The sequence below is a fragment of the Hymenobacter aerilatus genome (assembly GCF_022921095.1).
Classification (GTDB): Bacteria; Bacteroidota; Bacteroidia; order Cytophagales; family Hymenobacteraceae; genus Hymenobacter; species Hymenobacter aerilatus.
The window spans coordinates 2609008-2623503 of the sequence record NZ_CP095053.1 but is presented as its reverse complement, the minus strand read 5'-3'; the positions used below and the strand labels follow the sequence as shown (position 1 = coordinate 2623503).

9 protein-coding genes and 1 other RNA gene are annotated in these 14496 nt (G+C 57.0%); 5 read left to right on the top strand and 5 right to left on the bottom strand.

Annotated features, from left to right (window positions below):
- The first annotated feature begins 44 nt into the window (after nt 1-44).
- Complete coding sequence (locus MUN82_RS11220) at nt 45-1046, top strand: acyl-CoA synthetase family protein (RefSeq protein ID WP_245090177.1); 1002 nt, start codon at nt 45-47, stop codon at nt 1044-1046.
- A 177-nt stretch (nt 1047-1223) separates the two neighbouring features.
- On the opposite strand, the gene MUN82_RS11215 is transcribed toward MUN82_RS11220, so the two are convergent.
- Nucleotides 1224-2381, bottom strand: a complete 1158-nt coding sequence (locus tag MUN82_RS11215; RefSeq protein WP_245090176.1) for a sigma-54-dependent transcriptional regulator — start codon at nt 2379-2381, stop codon at nt 1224-1226.
- A gap of 297 nt (nt 2382-2678) precedes the next feature.
- Between MUN82_RS11215 and MUN82_RS11210 the strand changes: the two genes are divergently transcribed.
- Together MUN82_RS11210 and MUN82_RS11205 are read left to right on the top strand one after the other, a co-directional pair.
- Nucleotides 2679-3959: a PQQ-dependent sugar dehydrogenase gene (locus MUN82_RS11210; RefSeq protein WP_245090175.1), complete on the top strand. Its 1281-nt coding sequence runs from the start codon at nt 2679-2681 to the stop codon at nt 3957-3959.
- A complete protein-coding gene (locus MUN82_RS11205) occupies nt 3959-4402 on the top strand; it encodes a c-type cytochrome (protein WP_245090174.1) in 444 nt (147 codons plus the stop codon). The genes MUN82_RS11210 and MUN82_RS11205 overlap by 1 nt, the downstream gene beginning before the upstream one ends.
- A gap of 73 nt (nt 4403-4475) precedes the next feature.
- Here the strand turns inward: MUN82_RS11205 and rnpB are convergent.
- Nucleotides 4476-4952, bottom strand: an RNA gene (gene rnpB, locus MUN82_RS11200) — RNase P RNA component class A.
- A 235-nt stretch (nt 4953-5187) separates the two neighbouring features.
- On the opposite strand from rnpB, the gene MUN82_RS11195 reads away from it, so the two are divergent.
- On the top strand, nt 5188-6414 hold the full coding sequence (locus MUN82_RS11195) for a S8 family serine peptidase (RefSeq protein WP_511184976.1): 1227 nt from the start codon (nt 5188-5190) through the stop codon (nt 6412-6414).
- 470 nt (nt 6415-6884) lie between these two features.
- Here the strand turns inward: MUN82_RS11195 and MUN82_RS11190 are convergent, their stop codons facing one another.
- The 3 genes from MUN82_RS11190 to MUN82_RS11180 all read right to left on the bottom strand — a co-directional run bounded on the left by MUN82_RS11190 (nt 6885) and on the right by MUN82_RS11180 (nt 11333).
- Nucleotides 6885-8756, bottom strand: a complete 1872-nt coding sequence (locus MUN82_RS11190; protein WP_245090170.1) for a M1 family metallopeptidase — start codon at nt 8754-8756, stop codon at nt 6885-6887.
- 199 nt (nt 8757-8955) lie between these two features.
- Complete coding sequence (locus MUN82_RS11185) at nt 8956-10053, bottom strand: Smr/MutS family protein (RefSeq protein ID WP_245090167.1); 1098 nt, start codon at nt 10051-10053, stop codon at nt 8956-8958.
- Between the two features lie 338 nt (nt 10054-10391).
- Nucleotides 10392-11333 (bottom strand): DUF2279 domain-containing protein, encoded by a 942-nt coding sequence (locus MUN82_RS11180; RefSeq protein WP_245090164.1) that lies wholly within the window; start codon nt 11331-11333, stop codon nt 10392-10394.
- Between the two features lie 240 nt (nt 11334-11573).
- Between MUN82_RS11180 and MUN82_RS11175 the strand changes: the two genes are divergently transcribed.
- Complete coding sequence (locus tag MUN82_RS11175; protein ID WP_245090161.1) at nt 11574-14432, top strand: alpha-amylase family glycosyl hydrolase; 2859 nt, start codon at nt 11574-11576, stop codon at nt 14430-14432.
- The last annotated feature ends 64 nt before the right edge of the window (nt 14433-14496 follow it).

The following is a 14496-nucleotide window of genomic DNA, read 5'->3' as shown; positions in this document are numbered from 1 at the left end:
GCGGGCGTTTGTTTGTTGTACGATTCTAACCCCAATATGTACTAATGAGTTTCCGGCAAACCTACCTGCGTGCCCTACCCCAACTCACGGTGGAGCAAGCAGAAGAAACCGCTCTTACCCTGTTCCGCTACCAGGCCGTGCACTGTCCGCCCTACGCCGCCTACCTCGCCCAACTGGGCCGCGACCCGCAGACCGTGCAACGCCTCACCGATATTCCCTTTCTACCCATCGAGTTCTTCAAGACGCACGATGTACGCACCGAGCCACAGACGTGGGTAGGGCAGGAGCTGTTCCTGAGCAGCGGCACCACCCTGCAGCAGCGCAGCCGCCACCAGCTCCGCGACCCGCAACTCTACCGCGACAATGCTACCCTTATCTTCGAGAAGTTCTACGGCTCACTTACTAGCTGGACGTTTCTGGCCTTGCTGCCTTCCTATCTGGAGCAGGGCAATTCGTCGCTGGTGGCCATGATTGACGACTTTGCCCGCCGCTCCGGGCAGAAGCACGAGGCGTTCTTTCTGCGCGACCACGCCGCTCTATTGGCTACCCTGGCCGAGGCAAAGCGCGACCCAAGCCGCCGCATCATGCTCTTCGGCGTGAGCTACGCCCTGCTGGACCTGGCTGCCGAATACGGCCCGGCGCCCGAACTGCAAAACCTCACCGTACTAGAAACCGGCGGCATGAAGGGTAGGCGTCGCGAGATGATCCGCGAAGAACTACACGAGGAGCTGCAACAGGCCTTCGGTCCCGTTGGCATTCACTCTGAGTACGGTATGACGGAACTCCTGAGCCAGGCCTATAGCTTCGGCGACGGTCGTTTCCACGCGCCTGCCCAACTGCGGGTGCTCCTGCGCGACCCTAGCGACCCGTTCTCCGTCAGCACGGACCGCCCCGACGGCGCCCTCAACGTCATCGACCTCGCCAACGTGGACAGCTGCGCTTTTATCGAAACCAAAGACTTAGCGCGTATGCACCCCGATGGCTCATTTGAGGTACTAGGTAGGATGGATAATTCTGACGTGCGCGGGTGCAATCAAATGGCGTAAGTTATTAGATAGTTACTAGTTAGTCAGAGCAAAAAAGCGTTTGTCATCCTGAGCGCAGCGAAGGACCTTATCACCTTGGAACGAGTCGTTGGTACGCTTATCGTTCTACGGTCATAAGGTCCTTCGCTGCGCTCAGGATGACAAACGCTTTTTTGCTCTGACTAACTAGTAACCCACTTACTTCCCCGCAAACGCTTTAGCGTCGCTCTCGGAAATGGTATCGTCGCTCATAATCACCAAGCGCTCTACCACGTTGCGCAACTCGCGGATATTGCCGCGCCAGTCGAGGTTTTGCAGGTACTTCATAGCGGCGGGATCTACCTTCTTGGGCTTGTTGCCGTAGTCGCCTGCAATGTCGGCCAAGAACTTGGTGATGAGGGCCGGGATATCCTCGCGCCGGTCGTTGAGCGGTGGCACCTGAATGAGAATGACGGAGAGGCGGTGGTACAAGTCTTCGCGGAAGTTGCGGTCGGCAATTTCCTGCAACAGGTTCTTGTTAGTAGCCGCTAGCACACGCACATTCACCGAAATTTCCTTTTCGCCGCCTACCCGCGTTATCTTGTTTTCCTGCAAAGCCCGCAGCACCTTGGCCTGCGCCGAGAGGCTCATGTCCCCGATTTCGTCGAGGAACAGCGTGCCGCCGTCGGCCTGCTCAAACTTGCCGATGCGCTGCTTTACAGCCGAGGTAAACGAACCTTTTTCGTGGCCAAATAGCTCGCTTTCGATAAGCTCCGAAGGAATGGCGGCACAGTTTACCTCAATCATGGGACCACTGTTGCGGCCGCTTAGTTCGTGCAGTTGGCGGGCCACCATTTCCTTGCCGGCACCGTTGGGCCCCGTGATGAGCACGCGGGCATCGGTAGGAGCTACCTTCTCAATGGCCCGGCGCACCGTCTCAAGAGCCGGTGAGGTGCCTACCATCTGCGAGTTCTTGGCGACTTTCTTCTTCAGCGTCTTGGTTTCAGCTACCAGCTTGGTGCGGTCCAAGGCGTTGCGCACGGTGATGAGCAGGCGGTTGAGGTCTGGTGGCTTTTGTAAGAAGTCGTAGGCGCCTTTTTTGGTGGCATCCACAGCCGTATCGATGTTGCCGTGGGCCGAAATCATAATAAAGGCCGCGTCGGGAGCCACGATCTGGGCGCGCTCCAGCACCTCGATGCCATCCATCTTGGGCATTTTGATGTCGCAGAGCACCACGTCGTACTTATCTTTGATAAGCATATCGAGGCCAGTAGGGCCGTCCTCGGCCTGGTCGACTTTATAGCTCTCGTACTCCAAAATCTCTTTTAGAGTATTCCGAATGGCTTTTTCGTCGTCGATGATGAGAATACGGGGCATGAAACGAATAAGAGAGCGAGTGATGCGTATAGGGAGCGAAGGTAGCAAAAAGCAGCGGTCAGCCGTGTAGCGGCTTCGTATCAGAAACCAAAGCCGGTGGGTAGCGGTTGGCTGGAACTGCTGCTTTGTATACGAACGTTCGCGCAGGTATAGTTTGCATATAACTCACCGAAATAATCGGCAGCTTGCAACCGATGCTGACTGCGGATGCCTAGACGCGTTACCCCTATCCCGAAGCCGGTAAAAGCAACCGTCGTCCGCCGCCCGCGTTACTTGGCAAACTCACCGACCCATTCCATGAAAAACACCTTGACTCGTTTCTTGCTACCCTCCGCCGCCGTGGTTGGTAGCCTTGCGCTATACGCGCTAACCACACCCGACCGGGTAGTACCCGATGCCGATAATGCCGGGCTAAAACTGCCTACCGGCTTCAGCGCCCTGGTAGCTGCCGAAACCGGTGGCCGGGCCCGCCACCTTACCGTCACGCCCCAGGGCGTAGTATACGTAAAGCTAAACCGCGTGAAAGACGGCAAAGGCATTCTGGTGCTGCGCCCCAGTAGTGCCGGCAAAGCTACCGTTACGGGCGGCTTCGGCGGCTACGGCGGTACGGGCATGTACAGCAAAGACGGTTACCTATACGCCTCTTCCGACGAAGACGTGTACCGCTACAAGCTCGACAGCAAAGGTGAAGTGACCAACCCTACCCAGCCCGAAAAAATCGTGACGGGCCTGATCAACCGCCGCCAGCACGAAAGCAAATCGGTGGTGCTCGACAACAACGGCAACATCTACGTGAACGTGGGTGCTTTCTCTAACTCCTGCCAGGAGCGCGACCGGCGCCCCGGCTCCATGGGTATGCCCAATTGCCCGGTGCTGGACTCGGCAGGTGGCATCTGGCAGTTCAAGGCCAACAAGCTGAATCAGAAATACGGCGACGGTACGCGCTACGCCACGGGGCTTCGCAACGTAGTAGGGCTGGACTGGAACCAACAAGACAACCAGCTATTTGTGATGCAGCACGGCCGCGACCAGTTGCATACGCTATTCCCGGATAAGTACACCGAGAAAGAGTCGGCGCAGTTTCCAGCGGAGTGCATGTATGCCCTCAATAAAGGTGATAACGCCGGCTGGCCCTACATCTACTACAACCAGGAAATAAGCAAGAAGATGATGGCGCCCGAGTACGGCGGCGACGGCAAGAAAACCGTGGACGATAAGTATATCAATCCGGCCGCGGCCTACCCTGCGCACATGGCCCCCAACGGCCTGCTGTTCTACACGGGCTCCATGTTCCCGGAGAAATATAAGAACGGTGCGTTCATTGCATTCCACGGCTCCTGGAACCGTGCTCCTGAGCCGCAAAAAGGTTATTTCGTTGTGTTTCAGCCCTTCAAGAATGGCAAGCCCAGTGGCAACTGGGAAGTGTTTGCCGACAACTTTGCCGGCTCGCCTGAAAAAGCTGCTTCTGGCCGTGCCGACCACCGCCCCTGTGGCCTGGCTCAGGGTCCCGACGGCTCGCTCTACGTCTCTGACGACGTGAAGGGCACCATCTACCGTATCGTTTACAACAAAAAATAATGAAGTCTCCCTTCCTGATTGTTGCTTTTGCGCTGCTTTCCCTACCCGCTTTAGCCCAGAAGAAGCCTGCTACGCCTACCTCAAAGCCGGGCACCGCTGCCGTGTCGGGGGTGGTATTGGCATCGGGCAAGAAAGTGTACACGCAAAACTGCCTGACCTGCCACATGGCCGATGGTGGCGGCGTGCAGAACATGAATCCGCCCCTTACGAAGACGAGCTACGTACTGGGCGATAAAACCCGCCTCATCAACGTGCTGCTCAACGGTATGGAAGACCAAGATATCGACGGCGAATCCTACCAAAATGCGATGCCCGCCCACGACTTCCTGACCGATCAGCAGATTGCCGACGTGCTTACCTACGTGCGCAATAGCTTCGGCAATAAAGCCAGTGCCGTGCAGGCCGCAGAAGTGAAAACTGCCCGCGCTGCAAAGAAGAAGTAGAGGTGTTTCTACTCTCTTGTGAGGGTAGGAAGCAAAAAAGCCGCCGCAACAAGAGTTGCGGCGGCTTTTTGTTGTGGGTAATGAGTCTGTAAGCCGGGTTTTGTACGCGTTGCCGCGCCTCCACCATTTATCTAGGCCAGTCCTCGCGGAAAGGCTCCATCAACCTACCCACGGACGCCGGACGAGCCGCCCGGTGCCTCGGCCCGAGGGCCGGGGCGTGTCCGCTTATTTGGTCTTTCAACCCCTGAGGTTTACCCAGCCGACACGGTCACCCGGCCGCTGGTGCGCTCTTACCGCACCTTTTCACCCTTACCTTTTTGTTAGGGTAGGAGGGTGTGGGGGTAAGAGGGTAGGAGGGAAAACCCTCTTGCACTCCCACCCTCTTACCCCCACACCCTACCAAAACGGCGGTAGTTTTCTGTGGCACTGGCTGTCCTGGGTTGCTTTACGCTTCCCAGTCCTTCCCGTTAGGAAGCAGGGTGCTCTGTGTTGCCCGGACTTTCCTCGTCGCCATTCTTACGTCTGGCGCCGCGGTGGAGCAACTCATTACGGATGCAAAGATAGCGCAACGCTGCTAGGAAAGCAGCCAACGTGCTAAAGTGCAAAAGTAATAGAGTGGTTATTGAATATAAGAGCAGAATTATTTTCTGCAATATGATATGAAAAAATTAATAAAAGGGATAGTTTGATGAGACCATTCGGTTCGTAATCGATTTCTGATTATGACTTGAGTGGGAAGTGCATCGCTTATTTTCATTCCTTCCTTTCCTCCAAGTTTCAGTATCATGCAGAAAAAAGTACATCACTTGCGTCTGTCCTCTTGGGCAGTAATAGCTACAGTAATGGCTGGCTCCGCGGCTTTGTCTTCTTGCTCCGACGAAATGGCAATGCCCTCGGACCCGGTAGTAGCCACCGTGACAAACGATGCAAAATCAGCCGATGATGTGTTGCCCGGGCAATACATTGTGGTGTTGAAAGAGGATGCCGTAGCTACCACTTCAGCCGACAACTACGAAGGCAAAGTGCGGAAAGTGAAAGCCAAAGCCTATGGTTTGCTGAAAGCGCGTGGGTTGAACGAGCAAGCGGTGGGCCACGCCTACGGTCACGTGTTGAAAGGCTTTTCGGCTAAGCTGACGGCCGCCGAGGCTGCGGCGCTACGTATGGATGCCAGCGTGGCGTATATAGAGCAAGATCAAGTGATTTCGCTGGGTAAACCAGGCGGTGGAGGCACTGCGCCAGCTGCCCAAACCATTCCCTATGGCATTGCACGGGTAGGCTACGGCGATGGTACCGGTAAAACAGCTTGGGTAATTGATTCCGGCATTGACCTAGACCACCCCGACCTAAATGTAGACGTCACGCGCAGCCGCTCATTCCTCACCAGCGGCAAAGGCTATACGTCGCCTGATGATGGCAACGGCCACGGCACGCACGTGGCGGGCACTATTGCGGCCCGCAACAATAATATTGGGGTGGTAGGGGTAGCAGCAGGTGCCTCAGTGGTGGCAGTGCGTGTGCTCGACTCGCGCGGGAGCGGCTCCAACTCCGGCGTTATTGCCGGCGTCGACTACGTAGCGGCCAACGGCAAAGCTGGCGACGTGGCCAACATGAGCCTGGGTGGCGGCGTATCGCAGGCCCTGGACGATGCCGTGCTACGCGCCTCGCAAGGTGGGGTACTGTTTGCCTTGGCCGCCGGCAACGAAACCGACAACGCTAACAATCACTCGCCCGCCCGCGTGAATGGACCCAACATCTACACCATCTCGGCCATGAACAGCTCCGACAGCTGGGCTTCCTTCTCCAACTTCGGCAACCCACCGGTGGACTACTGCATGCCTGGTGTGAATATTCAGTCTACCTGGCTAGGTGGTGGGTACAACACCATCAGCGGCACCTCTATGGCTAGCCCGCACATGGCCGGTGTGCTGCTGCTACGAGGTAAGAGCTTCACTACCAGCGGCACCGTGAAAAACGACCCCGACGGCAACGCCGATCCGATTGCGCATTTGTAGAATAGATGTGCTATTACATAAAAAGGCCGCCGCAACGTGGGTTGCGGCGGCCTTTTTTAATGATAAGGTTCTAAACCTAGGAGGACGTGTATACTCATACTTTCAGGCATTATGAAATAGTAAGTAAGTATGAAAGGGAAGACCACACTTACTGCTAAAAATAGTGAATGTGCTACGAAAAAACGGTTTCCTCTAGGTCTTCTAGTCTTAGAGCTTAATAGGATTTCACCTACAGTGCAGGGGACAAAAACTGAAAAGAGCATATAGATGAACGGCGGACCGAAAGTATATATACTGCGTGTAGTACTCCACATTATTATCGGCCAAATTATCAGCGTAATAGCTAAGAAAATTCTGATGAATATTACTTTTAGACTTGTTTGAGAAGAGGTAATAACTATCGCCAACATAGCTCGACACCAAGCAATAGTAGCTAATAGCAGCGCAAGCATTAGTAAGATACCCATAATCTACCTACCCTCCCACACATTATCCTTCGGAAAGCTATCCGGCACGTAGGTGCTACCCAGCACCATGCGCTTGGCCGTTTTGTTGGTAGGGATATCCAGCGTGACGGAGGTATTGCCGGACTGCCATGCGGCTACGGAGCGGTGCAATTTGGTGGTGGTGCCGTCTGTGAAGGTTACGGTGAGGTCTACAGGAACGGGCTTGGTGCCTTTGGCGGCTACAACAACCTGGTAGCCGGTAGCTTGCTTGGTCACGGTTTGGATGGCCAGGTCAGGATAGCCGCTGTCGAAAAACCAGCGCTGCCAGAACCAGTTCATGTTTTGGCCCGCCCCGGCGTTCATCGAGTTGAAGAAATCGTAGGGCATGGGGTGCTTGCCGTGCCAGTTGCGAATGTAGGTGTGTAGCGCTTTCGTGAATAACTCGTCGCCAAGCATATCCTTCACGTAGAGGTAGCCCAGCGCCGGCTTGGGGTAGGAGTTGAGGTAGAACGGCACGCCCGACTGCTGCGTGGTGAGCGTGACGATGGGCATATCCTGCTCGGTGTGGGCAGAGCGGGCGTAGGGGGCCACACCGTATTCGTCCACTACCTTGGGGTCGATGAGGGGGGAGATGATCCACTCGCCGATGGTGGCCCAACCCTCGTCCATCCAGCCGTACTTGGTTTCGTTGGTGCCCATGTAGAATGGGAACATCGTGTGGAAGATCTCGTGGTCGGTGAGGGTGATGGCGTCCTCGCGGGTTTTGGTGGGATTGTCGTTCACCATCATGGGGTACTCCATCTGGTCGAGGCCGTCGAATACGGTTTCGTGAGGGTAGGGGAAGGGCCACTTCGGAAACGTGTAGCTCATGGCCTCCACTGTGCGGCGGGCAAAATGTACTACCTCCTCAAAATCCTTATGCTTGGGATTGTAGGCGGCATCTACGCGGGTGCGGCGCTTGGTGGCGGGGTCTACCACTAAGCTGCTGGCCTGCCAGGCATAATGGTCGGAGGTAGCAAACACGAAATCTACCACGTCCTGGGCCTCAAAGTGCCAGGTATTCTGCGCGTTGTTTGCCGTGATGCCCTTGCGTTTGGCCTCGGCAGCGCTGATAATCGTGATGATGTCGTCTTTCCGCTCCGCATCTTGCAGGCGCTGCGCGTATTTCTTCTGCAATACCTGCTGGGTGTTGGTGAGCGTGCCGGTGGCCCACACCACGAAATCCTTGGGCACGGTGATGTCTGCCTTGAAGTTGCAGAAGTCGTTGTAGAGCTCCGCCGAGCCGGTGTACGGAATGCGGTTCCAGCCGTCGATGTCGTCGTACACCGCGATGCGCGGGAAGAAATAGGCCACAAAGGCCGCCCCAGGCTCTACTTCGCCAGTGCGCTGGTGCGAGCCTTTGTTGAGGGTGTAGGAATAGGCTACCGTCACGCGGGCCGTTTGCTTGGGGCCAATGGCCTGGCGCACGGGCACCGTCATGTTGGTGGCATCGATGCGGCGCTGGCTTTCGTCGGTGACCTGGCCGTTGATGGTCAGCTGCTCAATCTGCACGCCGTCGGTGAGGTCGGCGGGGGAAAAGCGCGAGTCGCGGGGCGCGCCTTTCTGGTAAATGTTAGGGTAAAGCTTGAATACCAACTGCCGCAACGAGTCGGGGCTGTTGTTCTGGTAGGCAATATCTACGGTGCCTTTTAACAGGCGCGTAGTTGGATTGAAATTGACCTTAATAGTATAATCAGCGGTGTTCTGCCAATAGTTAGGGCCAGGCAGGCCGCTTTCAGCGCGGGTGCCTTTGGCGTAGGTGTCGGCTAGGTTGCGCGGGATGGGTAGGGGCTGCTGGGCCTGCACCGCAAAGGAGCCAAGCACCAGAAGAGAAGCGAGAGAAGGGGTGCGAAACATGATATGGAGTACGCAATAAGCGCGCCTAGCTGTTTCAGATGTATGAGGCATTAACCAAAGCGTCTGTCATCCTGAGCAGCGGGAAGGACCTTCTCACGTATAAACGAGTCGTTGTTACGAGTATCGTTCACACGTGAGAAGGTCCTTCGCGCTGCTCAGGATGACAGACGTGTTTCGCTAGCCAACCATCAGTTGCCGCTTACTTCAGCCGCACCAACGTAGCACCGTAACCAAACTTTTCCTTGCGGGCATCCTCAAAAAACTTGATGTCCTTATTTCGGCTCAAGTGCTTGTGAATTTCCTTGCGCAGTGTGCCATTGCCAGCGCCGTGGATAAACACGATTTCGTGCATGTTGGTGGCCAACGCCCGCGACAGGGCATCCTCAAACGTATCCATTTGAAGTTTGAGCATGGCTGTGTTGCTGAGACCTTCAGCGCCCTCGGGGCGCAAGGCTTCAATGTGCAGATCTAGCTCGTGCGGCGGGGCCACAATGGCCTTCACGGGCTCAGGGGCGGGAGCCACGGCAGCGGGCTTGGCGGGCGCATCGCCGGAAAGCTGGGCCTTTAGGGTCTCGGCCAGCTTCTCGGGGGTAGGGGGCGCAAGGGGCGCGGCGGGTTTCTCGTCGAGCTGGAAGAGATAGGCCTCCTTCTGGAGCACTGGCGCTTGCTGACGGCTTTTATAAAAGGTAGCTGCTTTAAACTGAGTACGCTTGCTCAGCAGCTCGTAGGCTGTGGTGCCGTTGAGCTGGTGGGGGAGAAGCTGCACCAGTACGGCCGGCCACTTGTCGAAATCCTTTAGGTGCCAGTGACCCAGGGGCTTGCTGGCGGCTTTGGGGCCTAGCTTATCGGAGGCCAGGCCGCGGTAGGTGCCATCGGAGCGCTCCTCGCCATAGGTGTAGAGCGCATCGGCGTCGGTGTTGTTGATGACGTGCACGGCTAGCAGCTCTGGCGACTGGTGCACCAAAGCCAAGTATAGTCCCTTCGCAATCTTCGCGGGTGGTGGGGTAGGGCTGCTGCCTTTCTTGGCCGCAGCCGCAGTCGGTGCGGGTTTTTCGCCAGCGGCCTGCGCGGCGCGGGCAGCGCCGGTGCTAGCGGCTTTGCGCTCGTTGGCCACGGCTGCCGCCGTTTGCCCGAAGGCTTTCTGCTCCTCGGCAGCCACTACCACCACCTCCCGGCGCAGCACCGGAATCGTGAAATCATTATCAATGGCTACTTCTACCAGATCGTTGTCGAGCAGGCGGGTAACAATACCTTCTTCGCGGCCGGTCAGCAGCCGCACTCTATCTCCTACTTGCATTTCGTTTATGAGGGGGTGGGTTCAATTTCAGAATACAACAAAAGTAACGGCCAAACGGTGGCAGCGTTGCTTGGTGCGTTGTGAGTTGTTGGCTAGGTGGTGCGTTCAACGGTGCGCCTCACCCCCGGCCCCCTCTCCGAAAAGGAGAGGGGGAGCCAGACGAGAAAAGTAAAACGTAGCAAATACGGCGGTCGAGAAGGTGTGCCGCGGCGTTGGCGTAGACAGACGAGAAAAGTAGAACGTAGCAGCCTTTGCTTGTAGCGCCAGGTTGGTTGGCGTAGCGAGCAGCCACAAAATCCGCGAAATCCGGAAACTCCAAGGGAATCCGTCAGTCGGACCTAATGATACAGCCCGTGCAACACCAGGCCGCGCCGGTTGCTGTATTCCAGAGCCGGCGCGGGCAGGTGGAAAATGCTGGCTACGTAGAACACGCGGCGCAATAGTTTGCTGCGGGTAGGAATATGGCGGAGGTCTACGTCGAGGGAAAGGTAGTATTGGCGGTAGGCGCGCAGGCCCAGGGCGGCGTTGGCGTTGGCATCGTTGTAGACCATTTGCTGGGCACCGTAGCCCACTGCCGGCTGTAGCCAGCGGGGCCAGCGCGAGGTGGCAGGCATAAAGGCACCTACATCTACGGCCAGCCAATAGGTCTGGCCGTTGTAGTCTTTCAACAGACGCTCGGCAAATGAGCGGCCCAGTACGTTGGGGCGCATGGGCGCGTAGCGCGTGGTTCGGAAGGATACTTTAGGCATAATGCGCACCTCATTCCAGGCCAGCTGCTGCCCAATCAGCCCCACCGAGCCCAGGAAATTAGCCGCCAGATCGGTGGCCGAGGCGCCGTACTTAGGGTCGTGGCCATCAAGAATTTCGATAGGGCTTTGCAGTAAGAATCCCACAAAGCCGCCGTACCAGATAGCCTTACGGTCGTCAAGACCCGCCCAGCGCAACATGTCCACGGCACCCCGACTCTCGTGAAAGGCCCCCCAGAAATGGCCGGCTTTGTCCATCTGCTTCCACTCCGGAAAATCATTGAACCAATGAAAGCTGCTCCGCTCGCCCGTGTACCAGGCTTTGCTGAGGCCATAAGTAAGGCCCGCGTAAGTAACGACCAGTCCACCGGCCAACAGGGGTAGGCGGCGGTTAAGGCGGGCTTGCCGCACTGAATCGGGTAGGGTAAGCTGCGGAACGGGGGTAGGCGCCGTGTAAGAAAAAGCAGAACGATAGGGCTGCGTGCGCAACCCGGCAACCACCTGTGCTTGTACTGGCAGGTGAGGTAGGCTCAACAGTAGCAGCAGGGTACTCCAGCACGTAAAAGGGTAGCAAACAGAGCGGAAAAGTGGCATTACGGCAGAGCAGGCAATAGCAAAATGCAAAACTACGCACAAAACCCGGGTGCAATTTGATACTGGGAAAAGACAATGCGTACCTTTACTATGCAAACGATTACGGAGCCGGAAAACAGCGTTTTTTGCTTGGGTCTGCTGCCGTCTTTCTTTTCAAATTCCCACTTTTTTAACGTCTGAATGAAAACACTTCGACTCCTCTGGCTTTTGCTGGCTGTGCTGAGCGGCGCCCCCGCCGCCTGGGCGCAGGTGGTAACGGCTACGCCTACCTTCTTCCGCGCAACGGAGCAGGTAACGCTCACCTTTGATGCCACTAAAGGCAACGCCGGCATGGCCAACTACACCGGCGACGTATACATCTACACTGGCGTCATCACCAACCTGAGCACCACGCCCAGCGACTGGAAGCACGTGAAGAATACCAACGGCTTCGGTACGCCCATTGCGGCTGAAAAGATGACGGCACTGGGCAACCATCGCTACAGCATCACCTTCGTGCCCGAAGACTACTATCCTGGCCTGAAGGGTTCGGGCGAAATCGTGCGGCAACTGGCTATGGTGTTTCGCGGGGCCAATGGCACACCCGAAGGTAAAGGCGCTGGCAACACGGATATTTTCGTAGACGTGTCGCAGACTACGGCTTTGCAGGCCAGTATCACGTCGCCGGCCACGAGCAACAACAATCCGGTGCTGGTGAGCGGCGGCTCGGTAGCCGTGACGGCTACGGCCTCGGCGGCGGCTACCCTCACGCTCACGCTCAACGGCACGCAGGTGGCGCAGCAGGCCAACGCTACCTCGCTGTCGGCTACGGTGGCTGTCACGCAGCCCGGTATTAATACGCTGATGCTCACGGCCACCAACGGCACTACTACCGTTACGGATCAGCGCCTACTACTTGTGCAGCCTACCATCACCACGGCTGCCCTACCTACCGGCGCGAAGAAGGATGGGGTGACCTACCTGAACGGCGGTACTTCTGTTGTTCTGAGTCTCACGGCGCCCGGCAAGCAAAGCGTGTACGTAATTGGCGAATTCAACAACTGGCAGCCCACGGCCGCTACCCTAATGAAACGCACCGATGCCAACGATGCCGAGAATGGCCGCTGGTGGGTACAGATTGAGGGCCTCACGCCGGGCCAGGAATACGCCTACCAGTACTTGGTAGACGGCAGCCTGCGCATCGCCGACCCCTACACCGAGAAAGTGCTGGACCCCAACAACGACCAGTACATCCCGGCCGTGACCTACCCCAACCTGAAAGCCTACCCGACAGGCAAGACCACCGGCATTGTATCGGTGCTGCAAACCAACCAGACACCCTATACCTGGACTACGACCAACTTCCAGCGCCCGGCCCGCACCAACATGGTGATATACGAGTTGCTCGTGCGCGACTTTGTGGCCCGCCACGACTATAAAACGGTGACCGACTCGCTGGCCTACCTCCAGCGCCTGGGCGTGAACGTGCTGGAGCTGATGCCCATCAACGAGTTTGAGGGCAACGAAAGCTGGGGGTACAACCCCTCGTTCTACTTCGCCCCCGACAAATACTACGGCACCAAAAACGACCTTAAAAAGTTGGTTGACGAGTGTCACCGCCGCGGCATTGCCGTGGTGCTAGACATGGTGCTCAACCACTCCTTCGGCCAGTCGCCGATGGTGCAGCTGTATTTTGATGGGAATAAGCCCGCCGCGAACAGCCCGTGGTTCAACCAAACGGCCAAGCACCCCGCCAACGTAGGCTACGATTTCAACCACGAAAGCGCCTACACACGCTATTTCAGCAAGCGCGTGATGCAGTTTTGGTTGGAGGAATACCATATCGACGGCTACCGCTTCGACCTTTCGAAAGGCTTCACACAACGCGATGTAGGCACAGCCGAAAACGGCGCTACGTACGACGCCTGGGGTCAATATGATGCCTCACGCGTAGCCATCTGGAAGGACTACCACGACTACATAGCTAGCGTAAGTGCCACTGCCTACCCCATTTTGGAGCATTTGGGTAGCAATGACGAGGAGAAGGCGCTATCAGCTATTGGACTGATGCTGTGGGGTAATCTGCACTACAACTACAAGCAAGCCGCACTAGGTTACAGCGACGGATGGGACTTCAACTGGGGCTATTACCGGCAGCGCGATTGGATGGAGCCCAACCTCGTGACCTATATGGAAAGCCACGATGAGGAGCGCTTGATGTTCGAAAACCTAAGCTACGGCAACAGCAACGGAACGTACAGCGTGAAAGATCTGGCTACGGCTTTGAAGCGCAACGAGATGGCGGCTGCCTTCTTCTTCACGGTGCCTGGTCCACGCTTGATTTGGCAGTTCGGTGAGGTGGGGTACGAGGTAAGCATCAACGAAAACGGCCGCACCGGCAACAAGCCCATCCGCTGGGAGTACTACCGCCAGGCCGACCGTCGCCACCTCTATGACACCTACCGCGCCCTGATTGCGTTGAAAAAACAGCCGGTATTTACGGCGCCTACCGCCTTTTCGCAGGAGCTAACCGGGCAGGCCAAGGCCATTCACCTATCCAACAATGACCTGAGCGTGACGGTGCTCGGCAACTTCGGCGTGACAGCCACCACCATCAACCCCAAGTTTCAGCAAACTGGTACGTGGTATAACTACCTTACCAGCACGCCGATGAATGTGGCCGATGCCAATGCGACCATCACATTGCAACCCGGCGAGTACTTCGTGTATACCAGCAAGCCTATTACCAAGCCCGCCAACTCGGTGCTGCCTGTGAAGAGTGCGCAGGCAGTAAGCGGCCTCAAGCTGCTGGCCTCGCCCAATCCCACGGGTGGCGCCGCCACGCTCTACTACGAGCTAAGCGCCGCCGTGCCTACCGTCACCGTGACGGTGCAAAACATGCTGGGCGCCACCGTGCGCACGGTACCCGTAGCAGGCCGCCAGACCAGCGGTGCCCACGAGCTAGCCCTGCCTGTAGCCAACCTGGCCAACGGTATCTACTTCGTGCGCCTGCAAGCCGGCACGCAGCAGCAAACCACGCGCCTGGTAGTGCAGCACTAGGTTGACGCACAGCTAAAACAAAGAAGGCGGCTCCAGTGGAGCCGCCTTCTTTGTTTTAGCTGTG